The following is a 20,603-nucleotide window of genomic DNA, read 5'->3' on the forward strand; positions in this document are numbered from 1 at the left end:
AGCTGCTTCATAAAGGGATTTTGAACGTATCGGAACGTATGAGGTTTATGAGAATTGCTGTTATGTTTTTGTGAAGCATATCATAAATGATGCGGTTTTTTCTTGAAAAAGTTAATCAGACATTAGAGTCCTTTAATTTATTTGGAAATCAGAAGTGATTAACAATGACAAGTGAAATAGTTAGTGCAGTAATTGGAGCTATATGGGCTTTTATTATTAATAAAATTTCATATAATAAAAAAATTAAAGGTTATCGAAAAGTTTTTATGTCGCCTTATAAAATGGAATTATTAAAATTACCTACTTATTTAGAAAGAGCAACTTATATAGTGGATTATCGTGGAGAAATATCAATGGATAAGAAACTAGAGGCATACATATCACAGTTGTTAGAAGAATCGGAAAATTTAGAAGGGTTAAATATTAAAAAACATATCATATGAAAGTGAACTTAGGACGAGAGTCTATAGCTAAATTAAAAATTTTAAAATAACTAACTTAAAGACTGCGAACAATCTTTAAGTTAGTTTAAAAATAATTAATTTAAGAAAAATTATCTGCTTTTTGTGATCGTAGCCATCTGTAATAATCTTTTGCTAGTAGTTGATAAACAGTGTCATAAAAATCTCTATTATTGCTAAACATTTTAGAGTATGCAGATTCTCCTTGATTATATTGATCAATCAAGAAATCTTGGAATTGTTGTTGGAATAAACTACTCGCAAACATTTCTTCGCTGTTGTTTTGAGCCATGTTTACAAGTTTCGCATCTGTATTGTTCATCAATGTTTCTCGCAGATGTTTAACGAGCACTTTGTCACCTTGAGTAAAATCATCTGGGAATCGTTCATTGATTTTTTGTATAATTTCATTTAAAGAATCGTATTCTTCTTCAGGTCCAACAGTTGCATTCACTTCTGAAGGATGAGCCAATTGCCCACTTTCCATATCTTCATTGACAAGTTCTATATCTCCTCTGAAATCTTCTTGCAATTTATAATATTCTAACTTAACTTTGTCTTCAATATCGATATAGTTGCGGTGTTTTTTAGGAATGAATTTTAATAAAAAACCAGTAAAAATGCTTTCTTCTAATAATTCTTTGTCAAAAGTACGATCAATTTGGGCAATGTAGTTATACCATTTGTTGAAGTTTCTTAATGTAACTCTGAAATCGTATTGAACATCTTCTGGAAGATCACTGTATATACTAATAACGGGACGTAACACACTACTCAATCGACCAAGTAATTGATCATTCTGTTTTTGTTTTGCTTGACGATTTAATTTCATTACTGTTTGAATGTCATCATCGTTATATATATGGAATTTACGGAGTTTACTTTGTGTATCATAAATTAAATTAATATTAATTTCTTCTTTTAAAGTAGTTGCTTCGTAAAAAGGTTGGAATGCTTCATATATTTCTTCTGCTGTATTTACAAAATCAAGAACAAAAGTATCTGTTTTTCCAGGCATAGTACGATTGAGGCGAGACAATGTTTGGACTGCCTTTACTCCGCGTAATCTCTTATCGACAAACATCGTATGAAGTAAAGGTTCATCAAACCCTGTTTGATATTTTTCTGCGACAATTAATAAATTAAAGTCTTCACTATGAAATGCTTCTTTCAGTTGATTTTCTTGGATGCGTTCTCCAGAATGCGTTAAGTTCATCTTTGGTTCTGTATATTCAATTCCGTCATCTTCTACAGTACCTGAAAAAGCGACTAATACATCCATATCTGTATATCCTTTTTCTTTGATGTACTTTTTGAACTCTTGCATATATCGTACGGCATGAAGGCGTGAAGATGTCACAATCATCGCCTTTCCTCTACCTTGAATTGCTTTTTGTGTCACTGATCTAAATTGTTCAATCATAATCTCGGCTTTTTGTCTAAGCACCCAAGGATGAAGAGATTGATATTTAGCGATAGCTCGAACTGCTTCTGTTTTTGGCAATTCCGGGTCTTCTTCAATCGATTTCGCAATTTTATAGGAAGTGCTGTACGTCATATAATTTTGTAAAACGTCTAGAATAAACTCTTCTTCAATAGCTTGTCTCATACTATAAATATGAAATGGATGATAGGACCCATCTGCTTGTTTTGTTCCAAACATTTCAATCGTTTTCTCTTTCGGTGTAGCTGTAAAAGCAAAAAAACTTAAGTTGTCGTGTTGACCTTGGGACAGTAATGTTTGAACAATTTGATCTTGGTCATCTAACGATTGATTTTCAACGCTTTCTTCAAATTCTTGGTATTCTTTTAAAGAAGCTTTTTTGTCTGCTAACGCATGTTTTAGTTTTTGTGCGCTATTCCCTGTTTGAGAAGAATGCGCTTCATCGACTAAAATAGCAAAACTTCTACCAGCTGTATTATCTATCTCATCATAAATTACTGGGAACTTCTGTAATGTAGTAATAATAATTTTCTTTTGGTCATTTATAGCTATTTTTAAATCTTGAGAAGTTTTATTATCTCCAATAGTTTCGACTTGCCCAGTGGTATGTTCGAAACTCATTAATGTATTTTGAAGTTGGCGATCTAAAACAGTACGGTCTGTAACAATAATGACCGATGAATAAATCGGCTGATCCTTGTCATTATGCAAGGAAGCAAGATGGTATGCCAACCAAGCAATACTATTAGACTTACCCGAACCAGCAGAATGTTGAATGAGATAATTCTTTCCAGGACCATAATGCTGAGTATCTGATACTAATTTTTTTACAACATCCAGTTGGTGATAACGTGGAAAAATCAGTAGTTTCTTTTTTTCTTCTAAATTCATAAATCGTTCAATAATATCCAATAACTGATGACTTGTGAGTACATTCTCCCATAAATAAGAAGTCGGATATCCATCAGGATTTGGCGGGTTCCCTGCGCCACCGACATGACCAGGACCGTTAGATCCCTGGTCAAAAGGAAGAAAGTAAGTTCTGTTTTTTGCAAGTTTTGTTGTCATTAACACATTAAAATGATCTACTGCGAAATAGACTAAAAAACGAGTGTTAAATTGAAAAATTAATTCTCGTGGATCTCTATCTTGTTCGAATTGTAATCTCGCATGCTCTACATTTTGACCTGTGTATTGATTTTTAAGTTCTAACGCAACAAGAGGGATTCCATTAATCATTAGCACCATATCAATAGTGTTTCTATGCTGATTACTATACTGGAATTGACGCACACATTGGAAACGGTTGGCTTCATATTTTTTAATATTTTCTGTGTTCAAGGATGATGCAGGTTGAAAGTAAACAACTTTAAAAGAGACTCCTCGATCTCTGATTCCTTTGCGAAGGACATGTAAGATTCCGTGTGTCGTGATTTCTTCATTTAAACGTTTTAAAAACTTCTGTTCTGCATCAGTACGATAGATGGATACATACCGCTTCCAATTTTTAGGTTGAGTTTCTTTTATAAATTCTAATAATACTACTGGGTCAAGTGCGAGATTTGCGTCGTAATAAGTATCTTGAAATCGTACAGACGTCCATCCCCCGTACTGAACTAGACCTGCTTCTATATCCTGTTCAAAATTAATTTCTCTATTTGCAATCACTGGCATCACTCCTTACACTTCTTTTTTCCCTGTGACATACTCGTAAATTAATGACTTCTTATAATTCTCTAACTCTTCAATAACTTTTATTTTATCTTCAATGAGTCTATCGATAGTAGAGACTTTATCATCTAGATATTGGACGATTTGTTGTTGTTCTTGTAGTTCTGGTATTAATAAGAAAGTATTAGCAAAAGTATGATACTTAAAATCTGTTGATCTTACTCTTATACCTTTAGCCATTGATTCAATATAACCTAGATAAGCATATACTTTCATTAAATAAGAAAAATATGGATTATAAATATTAGAATTAGAACTATTTAAAACAATACACACTGGAGAACATTTACCATTATCTTGAGAGATTCCGATGGCCCCAGCAAAAGCATCCATAGAATGTATCACTAAGTCTCCTTTTTCAACTCCTTGATAACCAATTTCTTTTAAAGAGGTGGTGAAACCCTCAGTTCTTCTTTTACTTCTTTGCATAACCTGTCCATCCCTAAAAGCTGTTATGATTTCATCGCATCTGATAGGACGTTGTAATTTTTCAAAAATATATTTACCTTTTATAAAATTCCAATGTTTAGGTATATCTCCTATCCATTCAACATCACTATCTTTCATTTCCACATTCGGGTCTATGCCTTTTGTCACCGATTCTGTGATGAGTGATTGTTTGTAATTTTTTAGTTCTTTGATGGATTGTTCGGTCTGATTTATTAATTTATTTACAACTTTTATGTCTTTTGCTAAACTCTTGACAATTAAGTCTTGAACTCTCCTAGGAGGTAGGGGAAGAAATAAACCAGCTAATTTATCCATAGGTATTCTCATTCTAATTGTATTCAATTTACCTGTAGATGACTCTCTCATCATTATTCCATTGCCTAAACCTAAAAGACTTCGTTGGAACTCTCTTGTTCGAAATAAATAATAGTAATAAGTTATATTAATTTCTTCCGAAGTTGTGTATAACGTATAATACACGGGACTAACAATACCCGTGTATCGAGATAGTCCTACTGCACCCGCTAATATATTCATACTGTTAATTACAATATCATTTGGATGAGCTACTTTATAGGCTGTTAGATCCGACTTGGATTTATTTCCGCCACCAGTCTTTTCTGCATAAGGAAAGACTCCTCTTTCGACTGATAATGATAAAATATTATCAGTAACTATTGGATTATTCTTTTCGTTTCTTTCTTCAAGTGTATACTTTAGCTTTCTAATTTCCCAATCCTCTGGTAATTCCCCAATCCACTTCATTCCGCTATCCTTCATTTTCCTAGTCAACATTTTCCACATCCCTCCCTGATAGTGCTTGGAAGTTTGCGACAATTGATTCCTCTAATTTTTTGATGCGTTCAGCAATGACTTCTGATGGCTCTGGTGCTGTGTACTTATAGAAAAGTCGCGTGAAGGGAATTTCATAGCCAACCTTATCTTTTTTACGATCCACCCATGCGTCTGAACTAAACGGCAATACCTCACGTTCAAAATATTCATTTATATCTTCTGTTAGAGGAATATCTTCTGTATCTCTAAGGTTCGTGTCTACATTTTTGCTTCCATTCTTCTTATAAACGATATCTCCGTTTTCGTCTCGTTGAGGCCGTTCAATAGTGACTTGAGTAAAACCAAATGATTCATTATCAAATATTTTTGACTCTACTGTTCTGTCTCCTAGATAATATTCTTTATTATCAAATTCTCCATAAGCTTGCACAATCATTTCTCGACATGCTTCAGAAATATCTACGCGTTTTTCACCAATATTCTTACGGCGTTTTTCATACATATTGGACGCATCAACGAGTTGTACTTTCCCTTGACGTTCTGGAGATTTATCTTTAGTAATAATCCAAATATATGTTGAAATTCCTGTATTGTAGAATAAGTCGTTAGGAAGTTGGATTATGCCCTCTAACCAATCATTCTCAATTACGTACTGACGAATTAAACTCTCGCCTCCACCAGGATTTCCAGAAAACAAGGCAGAACCGTTGTGAATAATTGCCATGCGTCCTGTTTCCTTTAACTTTGAAATACCATTGAGTTGAAACAGCAACTGTCCGTCACTAACTCGAGGCAATCCAACTCCAAAACGACCGAGTTCACCAAGTTCGTGTTCTACTTTTACTGCTTTTTGGTCCTTTTTCCAATCGACACCAAATGGTGGGTTGGAGATACAGTAATCAAATGTAAATCCTTCAAACTGATCACTCGTTAATGTACTTCCAAGCGCCATGTTTTCAGGATCTCCACCACGAATCATTGTATCTGCTTTCGCAATCGCATAAGTTTCGGGGTTTAGCTCTTGACCAAATGTAGCTACCTCGGCAGTATCATTCATATCGTGAATACGTTCTGTCATTGCTGAGAGCATTTGAGAAGTTCCCATTGTCTGGTCGTAAACTGTTTTAAATACATGATCTTTAAACAAAGTATCTTTATCTTCGATAAGCAATAAATCAGTCATAAGATAAATAATATCTCTACTTGTAAAGTGCGCTCCTGCTTCTTCGTTGTAACTTTCTGAAAATTTTCGGACAAGCTCCTCGAACACGTATCCCATATCGGTGCTCGTCATCTTGTCTGGACCTAGATATGCATCTGCCTTGTTAAATTCTTGAATTACATAAAATAGCGCATCATTATCTGCCATTGTCGTAATTTCAACATCAAACTTAAAGTTATCGAGAATATCTTGCATGTTTTCAGAGAAACCGTTGAGATAAGCTCTAAAGTTCGATTCAATATTTGCTGGATCTGCGAGTAATGTTTCAAAAGTGTATAGGCTTGTATTGTAAAATGAATATCCTGAAGCATTCTTCAAAAAGTTTTCTCGCATCACGTCATTCATTGATTGGGTATTTTCTGCGGTTTTAAGAACTTCTTCTCGTGTTTTCAGTAATGTGTCATGGAGACGTTTAATGACTGTCATCGGTAAGATGACTTTTCCGTACTCATGTGGTTTATATAAACCTCTTAAAATGTTTGCAACGTTCCAAATAAGATTTGCTTGTTTTTGGACGTTGATTGATGTTTGGTGGTGTCTTTTATATTCATTCATTATATATATCTCCTTTAGTAGATAAAAAGTTTAAGTTCTCTACTTCTATATTATCAGAGATTAAAATAAAAAAAACAGTAATAAGAGCATCCCTCACCGTAAAGTGAAGGATGCTCTGTTTTTATTATAATTAGTATAATGTTCACTTTGATAGGTAATGGTTAATAATTGTCTGTAAATCATTGTTAAGTACCGTTGTTATAGAGTCATCATACATAAAATCGTTATAGATTTTATCAAGTATTTCCTCATCTTCCATCGCTGTAAAATGATGTACTAGTCCTTTTACTATTGAAACGTAATCTTGTGATGCTAAGCAACTAGCAACCGTATGCCAATCTGATTGTGTGGTTTCATGGTTCATAGATAATCCTCCTTTTATTTCAATGTCCATTTTTGACGTGCTTTAGGGTTGAGCGGATGCATGATTTCATTTGTTGCTGGATTTATGAGCTTTTTGACTTTCTTTTTATGAGATTTTAACATTTCCATTACTTGTTCAACACGTTCTACAACAACTGACCGCTTCGCATAGGCACCATAAGCTAGAATCACTGTGTCACTTTCACTTATCGCTTTCATCAAGTGGATGTCTGTGTGCTCATCGTATGGATCTTTGATATGTTTAAGATTTTCAGGTGTTTTGATATTAGAGAATAGATTTACAAGATATACAGCGCCATATCGTTCAGAATTTGCTAATTGGTTGAGGATAAGAACTGTTGTAAGATCGAGTGATAATACGCCATCTAAATGAGGATACATCGTTATCACTGTACATGCGGGTTTGTTTTTATCCCAAGTCTTTTTGAGTAAGTAACGATGTTGTTCATCGTCGCTAAAAATTGCTTCTGTGTGTATGGTGCTTTTGATTGTATTCATAGTATTCACTTCCTTTAGTATTCTTCCGGTAGTAACATGACATAATAAGAAAGGTCTACATCATCTTCTCGGATAATATAGACCTTATTTATATTGATAGCTTTTGAATAATTAGCTTTATGTGTTTTGATGTACTCAGGACGTTCTTGTTGGTGTTTGATATATAATTGGTTATTGTGCATGTTGAACTGGAAGATATGAAAGTAATCTATTGCTTCTAGTTCCTTGGACTGTCCGTTTTCACGTTCAGAGACGAGTTGCCATAATTGTTTTTGTAAGGAGATAGGTAAGCTATTGGCAATCCCCCGTGTTATATATTTATTCATAAGCGTTTTCCTTTCGTTCTGATTCTTTCATCCATGTAATGATTTCGCTTAGGATAGTTATGACTAATTGTGTTAGTTTGATATATTTATGCATTTTATTGTCCTCCTGTTAGTAAGTATCGTTCATCCAAAAGGGGCATGATGGTGTTGTGTAGGTATAAGAAATCCATATCGTGATTTTCGTCGATATAGCCTATGGCTATGAGCTGTTTCTGATAGTAGAGAATGAAAGGATAGAGATTACTTTCGTGAAGTGTGTCAGAGTAGTAGGTATAGGTTTGAAGTATTTTATTACTAAGTGGACCAAGCCTTACATATTGGTCAGGTAGGATATTATCAGCGACTTCCTCGATGGATTCACATTCCCATTTTTCTTCCTTTGGCAGATTGAATAAGTTGGTTATATAATGCTTGAGTTGTTGTTCTAGTGTCATGGTTATGACCTCCTAATGTATTTGATTGATGTATGTACGTGATACATCTTATTGATAATATAAGTTTGAAATAACGTTTGTTTCGCTTAGAAATCCCACTGAAATACAGAAAAGATCCCAATCGAAAGTCGTGATAATTGTTGATATGACAAGGAAATCCCGTTATCCCGATCATTTCTTAGGAAATATAGCTATATATTTATATATAGTTTGGAGTTGTAGGTGTGGTTATGATTTACTTTTTCTTTTTATATTATTTATTTATAAATAATAACGGGATTTTGGGATTACGCTTGCGTAATCCTTCTTATACATGAAGTTATCCAATCCCGTTACTATCCCGCTTGTATTTTATTTTGGGATGTTCTTTCGTCATATCAATATAAGCTTCACATTGAGTCATGAGTAGTTAGCGTGTTGAAGATATTTGTTAGATAGGTGTTATTGAATGACGAAAGGACAGTACATTTGTATTAGATTTGAAGAAAGAGCGTTTGAGGCAAAAATAAAGACGAAGTGCTGAGGAGCACTTCGTCGAGTGGGGTATCATTGAAAAGTTGTTTAATAATTTCATTATTGAGTTTGAGTGTAACGTAGAACTGTTTTTTATGATTACCGTCTTTACGAATATCAATACGGTCAATGACTGTAAGATATAATGCTTTGAGTTGTGCTTTATCCATTGATTCTACGTTTTGAAATATTTGTTGTAATAGGGCAGCGATTTGTTTCGTATCATAAGATGGTTTCTCTTGATTTTGTTGGTGCTTGAGTTGATTCATTTGATTTGTAATGTCATTGAGTTGTGTTTCATATTGATGAATGGTTGGTTTGAGTGCAGATGTTAAGTCTGGATTGTCTTCGATTGTTTTAATCAAGTTGTCTAGTTTCGCATGGACTTCATCAAATTGTTGTTGCTTATAAGCGATATCATGGTTAAGTGCAGCTATATCGACTTGTTTCCCTTTATTGACACGTTCTACGACTTGGTTGATGACCTTATCACTTTTGACAATTTCGAGTATTTGATCCATGACATATTTTTCTATGACATCTGCCCTTACACTATTTGCAGAACACACTTTCGATCCTTTGTTGCGAAAATTACTACAGGAATAATAGCGTATTCGCTTTTTTGTACCATCTTTAAGTGTATTGGTTGTCGTGCTCGCAGACATAGAAGCAGAACATTTTGGACACGAAATTAACCCAGTTAAAATATTTGTCCCTTTACCATGGACTTGTGGTTTTTTGCTGACTTGCTTCTTACGAGCTTGTACTTTATCCCACAGCTCTTGACTAATGATAGGGGAGTGCTTTCCATTAGCAATTACCGGATGATCATTCAATCCCTTACGACGTTTTTCATTCCAATCTTTGTATTTGGCAAATTGAATTTTACCAACATAGAATGGATTAGATAAGATATAGGTCACTGAACCAATACTGAATGGTTTACCTTTTTTAGTGACATAACCTTTATAGTTGAGAGCATTGGCAATTCTACGATATCCATGGCCTTTAGCATATGATTCAAAGATGTATTTAACGATATTGGCTTCATGTTGATTAATCATGAGTTCATGCTTATTATCTGGTATTTTCTCATAGCCTAATGGCAAATTACCTTGATAATAGCCTTCTTGAGCGCGTCGGGTTTGGCCCATGAATACGTTCTCGACAATATTATTTCTTTCGAATTCCGAAAAGGAAGCTAGAATTTGTAGCATCAGTTTACCACTACTCGTATTGACTTCCATACGCTCAGATAAGCTGAAGAATTCGACATTTTGACGATGAAGGTCTTCAACAATTTTGAGTAAGTCAGAAGTGTTACGTGCTAGTCGGTTTGTTTTGTAGACCATAACAGAATCGATCTGACCTTCGTTCGCATCTTTTAACAAACGTTGTAGTTCTGGTCGGTTCATAGATTTTCCAGAGATACCTCTATCCGCGTATACATCTACAACAACAAAGTTATTGAAATCACAATATTCTCGAATTTGATTGATTTGTCCATCGATACTATATCCTTCAGTACTTTGCATTTCTGTTGATACACGGACATAGATACCGACACGTTTTTGTTTAAGTTGTTGCATATTTTTTCATCCTTTCTTGTTAGGCAATCGATGATTGCGAGGTTTGGTTCACAATGTTCAATGGTTCATTTTTGAAATAGATCCCAACAAGGACTTTGTTTTTAGTAATGCGAATTTCATCAATATAGGGATACAGCATGTTTAACGTGAAACTTTGCTGTATCACATTTTGTAGTGACGTTTGCAACTGAGTATCACTTATTGAGGATATGATTTTGCGCTTTTGAAGCACTGATTGAGACTGATTCCTGAATGTTTCAGCATCAATCATACCTTTGGCAAGTTTATCTATCAGTTGTTCTTGAGTTAGCATACTTTTAGCTTCTATCACTCTTTGTTTTTTGAGGCGTTGATGAATCGTATTATTAATTTTTGAATAGAGCTGTTGGTTTTGAAAGAAGTTCTGACATGTTGCTAAGACTTGAACTTCTAATTCTTGTGCATTTATCCCTTTGAATGAACAGACAAAGCGAGATTCATTCATATTTTTAGGACAAACATAATATCGCAATGTATGTTCTTTTTTTCTTATCGTCATATTTGTCAGCGTTGAGTCACAACAAGGACATTTGATCTTTTGTTTGAGTAAATTAGCAGAAGGCGTGCGCTGAACTTGTTTATTTACTCGTATTGCTTGAGCATCTTTATACACTGATTTACTGATAATAAATGGGAACATATTATCAAAGGTGCCGTATTTGTTATTCACACGTCCACAGTAATTAGGGTTCATAATAATGTTACGTACTTGATATGGTTTTCGGTTGATTAACTTATTATCTTTTTCCAAATATTGTGCAATCTTTTTGTAACCATACCCTTGAAGATAGTATTTGAATACTGCAGTCACCGTTTGTGCTTCTACTGGGTTGATTACAAATGTGCCTTTATAATAATGATATCCAAAAGGTGCATGTGTGGTAATCAGTTTACCTTGACGTGCTTTTTCTTTTATCCCGTTGCTTACTTGTTCACCAATATTATTTGACTCAAGTTCAGCTAATGAAATGAAGATATTGAGTTTTAGACGATCAAATGATTTGTTTAAGTCAAAATAGCCATCGTTAACACTCAAGATATCTACATTGTACTGCTGGCATAATTTAATTAATTTTAGCGCATTTTTCAAATTACGATGAAGTCGATTCAGACGATAACAACATAATACGTCACATTGTCCCTGTTGAATCAGTTCAGTAATTTGTTGGTAACCATTCCGCTTATCAGTGCGTCCTGATTGCTTATCGCTATAAAAGGTAATGTGTTGAATATTATGCTTTTCGGCTAATGCCTTGATGGTTTGTTTCTGGGCTGAGAGTGATTGTTGTTTGAGTGTACTTTGACGTAGATAACCTATTGCTTGTTTCATCCTGTTTCCTCCTTCCAAATTGATAATATATATTTATGAACGAATTTATATATAAGCCCAACACCAGTGAGGTGTTGGGCGTTATTATTAGTCATCAGAGTGATTGATTTCTTCAATCACTAAATCAGCGAGTAATGTGATTAATTCGTCCAATGAAAAGACCTCCGATTCTATAAAATATTTAAGGATTTGATAATATGATAAACAGTCATTCTGTCGTCTCTTGTACTTTTCACAAAGAAATTAGTGAGAGCTACCTCATTCATAAATTCAGGGTGCAATTTATAAAGTATCAAGAGTTTACGTTGTGTCTCAGTTAACGTATAGGATTCTATATCATAGTCATGATCAATATAATTTACGACTAATTGTTGATTCTCTAATTCGACCAAAGAGCATAATGTGTATTGTGTTAATTTGAATTTAGTATTCATTTTAATTTCCTCCAAGTATTTGATTAAGTAAGCTACAACAGCCTTTAGGGTGTTATAGCGATATTTTATAATCCTAAATCGTCATTTGCTTCGGATTGTTTAGCTTTCGTTACAAAATCTTCTAGCAAATTTTTATTTGTATTATCAACGAATGGTGGTGGTATACTAGGTTCTGTTTTAGAACTCAAACCAAACATTGAAGCATAAGTCATATCTAGCTTAAGATGGTAAAAGACAATAGTCTTCTTTTTACCATTAGAATCAGGAACGCTACGTTTTGTTGTTTTACGGTTCCGATCAGAATGGATATAACCTTTGTCTCGTAAAGCATCAATTACAATATTTACATCTTGGAATTGATTTTCATTCAACATATTTTTAAATACATTTTTCAGGATTTTAACTTGTATGTGGTCTTCTTTGAGTTCAATAAGTCCATAATTCTCAATCATTCTTGATAGCTTGGCATCCTCAGAGAATTTCCCCCGGTTTTGCGCTACAAACTGAACAATGACCTCGATAGATTTCTCTGCTAGTGAGCGTTCTGAAACTGACTCCAAGTGATAACTAACCAAGTATTCTCTTACTGCATCTATATCAATAGGCACTGCAATAACACGTTCGAATATCCGAGCAGATGTCGCAATCACTGCATAGCGTTTGAACATACGAATACCAGTATTACTCGTTTCATTTTTTAGTTGGTTTTTGAACCAATCATGTTCCGCATGAACCCATTTAATTACTTCGTCTTCACGTTTTAAAAGATATTCAGCTACTAATGGCATTATATGGCCATAATTGACCGATGTAGCCCTTTTAATTGCATCTGCATTGTCAGCACTTGTTGTAAAGGCTTCAGATATTTCAATCGTACGGACGTTCAAACCATCATTACGTGCACTATCATTTAAAATACTGTGTTCTGCGGTACTTATCACTGTGGTGCCCCAATTTTTGAGTGCTTTGACATTACCATCAATATTAGAGCGTTGTCGGCCTTGTCCCTCTGCCAAACTGTACAACAATCCAGTAGTGTCTTTGAAGGTTGCAGCTGACAATTCATCTAATACGATAGGCACACCAAAGTTACTACTTAAATATCCTTCAAGCGCGTTTCTAGTACCATTCCATGATCTAAACAGGGTATTACTACCTTTAGTAGGGTTGCCGGCTATTGAAACAGCTAAAGCAGCTGCAGTCGATTTACCTGTGCTTGAATTTCCCATAAATGAGAATATGGTTCCCGCAAACTCGACCTCATGTCTTGTTTTTAGGAACGCAGTAACTAATGAAGAAGCAGCAAATACTACTGAAAGTTCTAGGAGTAAGTTCCCTTTAACTTGTTTTAAGTACATCTCCCACCAGCCTTTGAAAGTACCTTTTGGTTGTAAATCATAGTGTGTTTCACAAATGATTTCATTAGCTTGAGACTGCTCTATTTCTTTTGAAAAGTATGGTTTATCCAATGAAATGACCATACCTTCATCATCAGACTGTAATACACCTACGCCGGTATATAATTTAGATAATGGAAGTGACTGGCGCATCGATTGTAACGCATAGCTTAATGATTTAATGTACCGTTCATTGATGTTGAAGCCGTACTTAATCAATCCAGGTAGCTTGAAAGATGTTAAGATATCTGATGCTTCAATACGTTCAATATTTTTTCCATCTGTAATAATCAACTTCTCAACCCCTGTAGACGGGTCGAGAAATTTATTTTCAATAATGATGGGACTAGACAATTGAATGATTTTTTCTACATCATTGTTACTTTTAGGTGGAATCACTTCATAAAAGCCATTTGAATTTAAAAAATATGGATATTGCTTGAATATGTTGTTAGTCATAATAAATCTCTCCTTTGCTATATAAGCATTAAATTTGTGTTGCTAAATACATATTAAAGGAGAATTAAACGCAAATAAGGAGGTCGTCCATAAACAAAAAAAATGGACGACCTCCTTTGGTAGTGCTATTCAAATTTTAAATTGTCTAAGGTTTCACTTAGAGTTTTTGCGATAGACCAACTAGATAAATCATTGACTTGTTTACTGACGATTTCGTCTTTAATTTGAGTAGATTTTATTTCTTCAAATAAGTGGAAAGCGTTCGTTAATTCGGTAATGTTTATTTTTGAAAGTGGATCAATATCTTCATTAAATGAATATTTATCTAATAAAAGATGAATTCGATACAAGTCATTTAAGAAGCTCTCTACTTGATTTGGACTCATACCATCATCAATATATGATTGGCGATTAGTATAAAATAGGTTAGAAAATTTAGATAATGACAAATAAAATTCTTTATAAATATGGAAAAACTTATCGTTTGATATTAATGGCTTGGAGCTATTTATTATATTGTCTAGACGTGATTCAAAATTTTGTAAATCAAAAGTACTGTTTTTATATTGATTTATAGTATTAATAATTCTTTGATAGTTAGAAAATAAGTCGTTTTCAATACTGAGAAAGTATCCATTAACGTTGAATGGGTATTTTACAATTTCTTTTTTTCTTAATTTTTCACGGATTTTCGATTCATCATTTTGTATATCATCAGTCACAATTTTATGATTGATTCTTTTGTTCAAACTTGGAAGGTAGAGTTTGTTTAATATATCAATAATGAAAAAATCTAATAATTTGTTATCAGTACGTTCACTATACTCATCTATAGTTGGCTCATTTGATATATATCTAGCTACTTCATGATTTACATTTGAATACTTGGAATCATCAGGTTCTACTTGGTTGTATATAATAAAATTTTCGGGATTGTTTTCTTTATTATATTGATGAGCTTTATATAATTGCTTGAAATTGAAGTCATTATCAAATGTCATATTATCTTCCATTAATGTTTCAAACAGTAACTCGTCAATTCTATGTGCTAATTTTCTATATAATTTTGAACTCTTATCTAAATCTAGAGAATTTGTATAATTAAAAAATGAAGACAATGCATCATTACACTTTGACTGAGCACTAAGCCATTCTAAAGTAAAAGAATAGTTTTCAGATGCATAAATTTGCGCTTTTAATGCATCATTTTTAATATTATCAATTGAATCGCTGATATTAGTAATATAGCTAATAAATTGACTATTATTTTTCTTTAATGCTTCCTCTCTTAAATCTATGTCATCAAATTTTTTAGCAGATGTTGGAACAGGAAAGTCCTCAATATTATTTAGCAAAATTTTAAATAATTCTAATTCAAATAAGTTAAAACTGTAACCGCTATTGGTTGCTGATGGATTGGATTTGTATCTAGTGATATCTAACTTATAAACTCGTTCGAGCTTATCCATACTATTCTTAAACATTTTTTCACTTAAGTTACATTCTTTCATTAAATCTTTTCCTGTAAAATATTTATAATTTTCAAAATTCAAAGTTATTGTCCTTTCAAAGCTTCTTCAATGGTTATGTTTACTTTAACTATATTATAAAGTAGAATTAATAGTAATAAAGGGAACATTTGTTCTTATTTTGTGTACAAATAAGAGGACAAATGGAAAATGAATGATAGTTTTACTATTTTGTAAAATTCGCCCATATAGAATTGGTTTCGAAAGAGAATACTTAATTAAAGAAGGAGTGTAATGTGATGTTAAAGCATCAAATAATAAATTTAATACAAGAAAAGAGAGAAGGGAGTTACTGGGATTTTAAAGCAGAATATCATAAAGATAAAGCAGAATTATTACATGATATAATTTGTTTGTCGAATAATTTACCAAATCAAGAAGCTTATTTGATTTTGGGAGTGGCTGATAATGGGCATATCCTGGGGATTACAGGTGATTCAAATCGAAAAACCCAAGAAGAATTAATATCATTTATTACTGGAAAAAAATTTGCTGCGGGTAGGCACCCCAAGATTTCATTAATGACATTTGAATATGAAGAAAAGGAAATCGATGTCATTATAATAAATCCTAAAGGATATGTACCATACTATCTGGAGAAAGCAGAAACCGATCAAAAAAGTAAAAAAAACAAAACAGTCAATGCAGGTAGCATTTATACAAGAGTTGAAGATAAAAATACCCCAATAGATTCTACTGCAAGTCCATTAGATACAGAAACATTATGGAAAATGCATTTTGGTTTATATCCTACTCCTATAAAGAGGTTACAGAATTATTTACTAACTCCTGAGAAATGGATGCAGAACTCAACAGGTTATTTTTATAGTGAATCGCCAGAGTATATAGTATACAAAAATGAGGACATTGAAGAAAAAGAAAATTATTTTAATTTAGTAAGTCCATTCTATGCGTATAATCAAATCAATAGTAACACTTTATACTCATATTACGAATTTAAATATCATAGTACAGTTTTATATGGTTGCCGGTGCATCTCTTTAGATTCAGGTATCTACACAACACCAGTACCTGAACCAGGTGCGATAAATTTTAATATGCATAGAGATGATACTATTTATTATCGTTATTTCATTGAAGAGACGATGCTTTATAATATTCATCTTTTTATGTATAAAGGTGATTCGATGGAAGAGAAATTTGCAATGGATAAATTTGTAGAATGTGTTTTGGTTTATAAAAGTGATGTAGAAAAGGAACTTTTTGAAAATTATATATTAGATAATTGGGATAAAGTTAATCAGTCAATTAATGAAAATAATAAACGTGTATTTGGAACTGAACATTTGTCACAACGTGCAAAAGAAGATATCACTAAAAAAATAAAAACAGTTAAAGTTTTAAAAGATGAACTTGAAAAGTTTAGACAAATTAATAGTTAATAAGGAGTAGAAAATGTAAAAATTTATATACACTGTCATTATATTTTTAATCTTATTAATAATTTTCATGCTTATTAAGACAGAAACAGCAAAGTATATATCCGGCTTTTCTTTAGTGATCTCCTTACTTACGTTTTTAACGAATATGTATTATAACGGTAAAGCCGAAGAACATAAAAGAATTTCTAATACTCCACTATTTTTGTTTGATAGCACTAAATACTCATATGAGCTAAATAAAGACTTTATAAAGAATAGTATACAGATAGATATATTTAACTTTAGCAATGAATCATCATTAGTAACAAATGATAAAGCTAAAGCACATTATATAGGAAAAAATAAAAATTTTATATATTTAAAAAATGTTGGTGGAGTAGCTAAGAATGTAATTGTTGAATCTGAAGTGATTTGGTACAAAGACGAATTTAAAACTCACAAGCAAAGAATTATATTTGAAGATTATAAAAGAGAGTTGAATTGTGATGACAATATAAGTCATCTTTACTCAGAACATGATAAATGGGGATTTTCAAACAAAGAAATTACGTTCAATACACATACAAAACAAATGAAACTAAAAGGGGTTTCTAAAGAAAATCATCTTTTAGTTAGTATACCAAGTGAATTTAGTTATGCTACTAATTTCTATCTATTTGGCTATATTATCAGCCCACCAAAACTCCTTGTAAAGATACAAGGTGAGACTCTTTCAGGAAAAGATTTACCGATGGAAATCCAAATCCAAAGGTTTAAACTGAACTATGATCCTATCAAAGCGGAGGTTACATTATTTGCTTAAAATAAAGAAATACTCATAAAAAATATTTATAAAACTCAAACAATATGAATACAATAATATAGTATAATTAATTGTAGTAGAAACAAAGGTAGGGGATGTTATGGTATACCAAAGTGAATTTACTCTATAAAATGAAATGATGGAACAGTTAGAATTAAATGGCTATGAAACTGTAACGATTAGAAATGAACAGCAATTATTGGATAATTTCCGTGCTATTCTCAATGAACGTCATGCTGATAAATTCAAAAATCAACCATTAACAGATAAAGAGTTTCAATGCTTATTAACGATGATTAATGGGAAAAGTATTTTTGAAAGTGCACGTATTCTACGCGATAAATTGCCTTTAAAGCGTAATGATGAAACCGAAGAATATTTATCCTTTTTAGACACAAAAAATTAGTGTAAAAACAAATTCCAAATTACAAATCAATTATCGATAAATGATAAATATAAAGCAAGATATGATGTCGCAATATTAGTGAATGGATTGCCTTTAGCTCAAATTGAACTTAAGCGTCGTGGTGTAGACATAAATGAAGCATTTAATCAAGTTATGAGTTATCGAAAACAAAATTATACAGGTCTATTTCGATACATACAATTATTCGTTTTAAGTAATGCGTAGAAACGCATTATATCTCTAATAATGATGGTAATATATTAAAAAGCCATATGTTTTATTGGAGTGATAAAGATAACAATCGTATTAATAATTTGAGTGACATTACTAATAGATTTTTAAGGCCATGCCAACTAGTTATTACAAAAGGGGAATGAATATGACAAATACTCAATGGGTTATACCTTGTAATGTTAAATTCTATAATGTAGTTGCAGCGTTTGATAAGTTAGATGTTATTGATTGGAAGCAAAGTCCGAATTTAAAGAAGGCCAAGAAAGGTGATGTTCTTTATATATACATCTCCGCACCTATTAAGAGTATTAAATATCAATGTTTGATTAAAGAAGTTAACAAACCTAAGTCAACAATTGATGATAGTCAATTTGTTATCAAGGGTGATAATTATATTAACTATGGTAATTACATGGAATTAGAGTTATTAAATAAACTTGATGATGACCAATTAGATTTAGAATTTTTACAAGATAACGGGTTAAAAGGTAATGTTCAAGGTCCTATGACTTTAAAGGAACCTTTAAAAAGTTATATACAAAAAGTCTTGAAAACGAATATTTTAAATTTAGATAATGAATTAGAAAACACTGAATATGTCGAAGGTAAACCATATGTACAGTATGGTATTAAATATGAGAGAAATCAGGCATTAAGAAATGAAGCTATTAAATTACATGGAACTACATGTAAAGTATGTGGATTTGACTTTAAAGCTAAGTATGGCGATTTAGGCGAGGGTTTTATTGAAATTCACCATTTAAAACCGATGTTTTCTATAAAAAAAGAGGTTACAGTAGATCCACTTAAAGATTTAGTCCCACTATGTTCTAATTGCCACAAAATGATTCATAGAAATGCTAAACAACCTTTAACATTCAAAGAATTAACTAAAATAGTTAATCATAATAGCAAATAATTTAATATTTTATAAACTACCATTCAACCCTCTTAATTTATTAGGAGGGTTTTTGCATTTGTACTTTCAAACGTGTGCTATACTTTGTGTGTTGAAATATAGAGTATCTATAGATAGGGTGATTGAGTATGAAATTCACTGAAGTGGAAGTTATCGAACAGCTTGTAAAGGCATATAAAGAAGCAGGGAAGCCTACTTACCCTCATGAAAATTTATATCGAGGACGTAATCATAGTATATCAGGTATTGGAGAAGACTTGCTGGGTGCTTATTTGATAAGTAGATTGGAAGGTGTCCGAATCTTTATTGATCAGCCTTTATTTATGATTGATAAATCTTTAAGTACAAGATATCCGGATTTATTAATTTGTGAAGATAATGAAATTAAGAATGTACTCGAAGTGAAGATGGACTTAGGATATCAAAGGAAAGATTTTATAGATTATTGCCAAAAGAAAGAAGAGTGGATTTCAAATATCGTAGGGAAACAGTGTGTATTGTCTAGAAAGAGAGAAGACAGAATTCCTATGAATATAGCTGATGATATTAAATTTCATGTTGTGATTTACAGTGAAAACAATGGACCGAAGCGGTTTGATGAAGAAATCATGCCTATCGTTAATGAAACATGTCCACATATTGAAGTATATGTCCTAACAAGCGGTCAACACCCTAATTTAGCAAATGTTAATCTTGAAGGTATTAATATTAATAAAGATGAATTTGAAAGATTAGTAAATGCGTTATAAAAAAATAGAGCATCCTCCACGTTATGGAGGTGCTCTGTTTTTTATTGAAAAGTATCAAGTTAATTAATTTAATATGCTTAATAAGTTCTACCTTGACCTTTTTCTCTAGCTTCTGTTTGATCTCTTATGTACTCAATACATACTGGATTTTCTGTTAATTCATCAACTGTATTAGTTTAATCAGAAGACGTGTCTACTTTGTAAGCTTCTAAAAACTTATTATATGATATAGCGTTTGAGTCTTGTTGTTCTTCTATAAATTTCTGTAGTTATTTTTCAAAAACCGCATCATTAACTGATAAGCAGAAGCGTATCATAAATAAAACTAAAAAACGGATTGTGTATAATATATTTTAAATATAAAAAGGATTGATTTTATGTTAAATAAATTAGAAAATGTTAGTTATAAATCATTCGATAATTACACTAGTGAAGATGATTTGACTGGTTCTGTTGCAAAGTTAGAAAAATATAGCTAATCACCATTTTATTGTGTCAGT

The 20,603-nt window shown here is 32.3% G+C and carries 17 protein-coding genes and 1 pseudogene; 6 read left to right on the forward strand and 12 right to left on the reverse strand.

Features of this window, described 5'->3' with window-relative positions; all coding sequences use genetic code 11:
• The first annotated feature begins 164 nt into the window (after positions 1-164).
• On the forward strand, positions 165-443 hold the full coding sequence (locus CD036_RS11305; protein WP_244913813.1) for a hypothetical protein: 279 nt from the start codon (positions 165-167) through the stop codon (positions 441-443).
• Positions 444-543: 100 nt separating this feature from the next.
• Here CD036_RS11305 and CD036_RS11310 read toward each other — a convergent pair whose 3' ends face one another.
• The 12 genes from CD036_RS11310 to CD036_RS11365 form a co-directional block, all read right to left on the reverse strand.
• Positions 544-3,573 carry a type I restriction endonuclease subunit R gene (locus tag CD036_RS11310; RefSeq protein ID WP_103388700.1) on the reverse strand — a complete coding sequence of 1,010 codons (3,030 nt, stop codon included), beginning with the start codon at positions 3,571-3,573 and terminating at the stop codon, positions 544-546.
• 12 nt (positions 3,574-3,585) lie between these two features.
• Positions 3,586-4,881, reverse strand: coding sequence for a restriction endonuclease subunit S (locus CD036_RS11315; protein WP_103388701.1), 1,296 nt, complete (start codon positions 4,879-4,881; stop codon positions 3,586-3,588).
• Positions 4,871-6,658 (reverse strand): type I restriction-modification system subunit M, encoded by a 1,788-nt coding sequence (locus tag CD036_RS11320; protein WP_103388702.1) that lies wholly within the window; start codon positions 6,656-6,658, stop codon positions 4,871-4,873. The genes CD036_RS11315 and CD036_RS11320 overlap by 11 nt, the downstream gene beginning before the upstream one ends.
• A gap of 142 nt (positions 6,659-6,800) precedes the next feature.
• Positions 6,801-7,022, reverse strand: a complete 222-nt coding sequence (locus CD036_RS11325) for a hypothetical protein (RefSeq protein WP_031838347.1) — start codon at positions 7,020-7,022, stop codon at positions 6,801-6,803.
• A gap of 14 nt (positions 7,023-7,036) precedes the next feature.
• Positions 7,037-7,540 carry a DUF1643 domain-containing protein gene (locus CD036_RS11330; RefSeq protein ID WP_103388703.1) on the reverse strand — a complete coding sequence of 168 codons (504 nt, stop codon included), beginning with the start codon at positions 7,538-7,540 and terminating at the stop codon, positions 7,037-7,039.
• A gap of 14 nt (positions 7,541-7,554) precedes the next feature.
• Entirely contained in the window at positions 7,555-7,866 is a 312-nt protein-coding gene (locus CD036_RS11335) for a DUF960 family protein (protein ID WP_103388704.1), read from the reverse strand.
• Between the two features lie 95 nt (positions 7,867-7,961).
• Positions 7,962-8,300 carry an SAUGI family uracil-DNA glycosylase inhibitor gene (locus CD036_RS11340; protein WP_103388705.1) on the reverse strand — a complete coding sequence of 113 codons (339 nt, stop codon included), beginning with the start codon at positions 8,298-8,300 and terminating at the stop codon, positions 7,962-7,964.
• A 473-nt stretch (positions 8,301-8,773) separates the two neighbouring features.
• Complete coding sequence (gene ccrB / locus CD036_RS11345; RefSeq protein ID WP_103388706.1) at positions 8,774-10,402, reverse strand: cassette chromosome recombinase CcrB; 1,629 nt, start codon at positions 10,400-10,402, stop codon at positions 8,774-8,776.
• Positions 10,403-10,421: 19 nt separating this feature from the next.
• Positions 10,422-11,771 carry a cassette chromosome recombinase CcrA gene (ccrA, locus tag CD036_RS11350; protein WP_103388707.1) on the reverse strand — a complete coding sequence of 450 codons (1,350 nt, stop codon included), beginning with the start codon at positions 11,769-11,771 and terminating at the stop codon, positions 10,422-10,424.
• Between the two features lie 170 nt (positions 11,772-11,941).
• Positions 11,942-12,205, reverse strand: a complete 264-nt coding sequence (locus tag CD036_RS11355) for a hypothetical protein (protein ID WP_047505043.1) — start codon at positions 12,203-12,205, stop codon at positions 11,942-11,944.
• A gap of 65 nt (positions 12,206-12,270) precedes the next feature.
• The gene (gene cch1 / locus CD036_RS11360; protein WP_103388708.1) at positions 12,271-14,061 is read right to left on the reverse strand and encodes a cassette chromosome replicative helicase; all 1,791 of its coding nucleotides are present in this window, start codon (positions 14,059-14,061) and stop codon (positions 12,271-12,273) included.
• Between the two features lie 125 nt (positions 14,062-14,186).
• Positions 14,187-15,614 (reverse strand): DUF6038 family protein, encoded by a 1,428-nt coding sequence (locus CD036_RS11365; RefSeq protein WP_103388709.1) that lies wholly within the window; start codon positions 15,612-15,614, stop codon positions 14,187-14,189.
• 215 nt (positions 15,615-15,829) lie between these two features.
• Between CD036_RS11365 and CD036_RS11370 the strand changes: the two genes are divergently transcribed.
• The 5 genes and pseudogenes from CD036_RS11370 to CD036_RS11390 all read left to right on the forward strand — a co-directional run bounded on the left by CD036_RS11370 (position 15,830) and on the right by CD036_RS11390 (position 20,103).
• Positions 15,830-16,993: an ATP-binding protein gene (locus CD036_RS11370; protein WP_103388710.1), complete on the forward strand. Its 1,164-nt coding sequence runs from the start codon at positions 15,830-15,832 to the stop codon at positions 16,991-16,993.
• Positions 16,994-17,060: 67 nt separating this feature from the next.
• Positions 17,061-17,795, forward strand: a complete 735-nt coding sequence (locus CD036_RS11375; RefSeq protein ID WP_228526698.1) for a hypothetical protein — start codon at positions 17,061-17,063, stop codon at positions 17,793-17,795.
• Positions 17,796-17,931: 136 nt separating this feature from the next.
• Positions 17,932-18,557, forward strand: a pseudogene (locus CD036_RS11380) (type I restriction endonuclease); the annotation flags it as partial.
• Between the two features lie 23 nt (positions 18,558-18,580).
• Positions 18,581-19,354, forward strand: a complete 774-nt coding sequence (locus CD036_RS13355; protein ID WP_228512570.1) for an HNH endonuclease — start codon at positions 18,581-18,583, stop codon at positions 19,352-19,354.
• A 128-nt stretch (positions 19,355-19,482) separates the two neighbouring features.
• Positions 19,483-20,103, forward strand: a complete 621-nt coding sequence (locus CD036_RS11390) for a hypothetical protein (RefSeq protein ID WP_103388711.1) — start codon at positions 19,483-19,485, stop codon at positions 20,101-20,103.
• The last annotated feature ends 500 nt before the right edge of the window (positions 20,104-20,603 follow it).

The organism is Staphylococcus arlettae (genome assembly GCF_002902345.1).
GTDB lineage: Bacteria > Bacillota > Bacilli > Staphylococcales > Staphylococcaceae > Staphylococcus > Staphylococcus arlettae.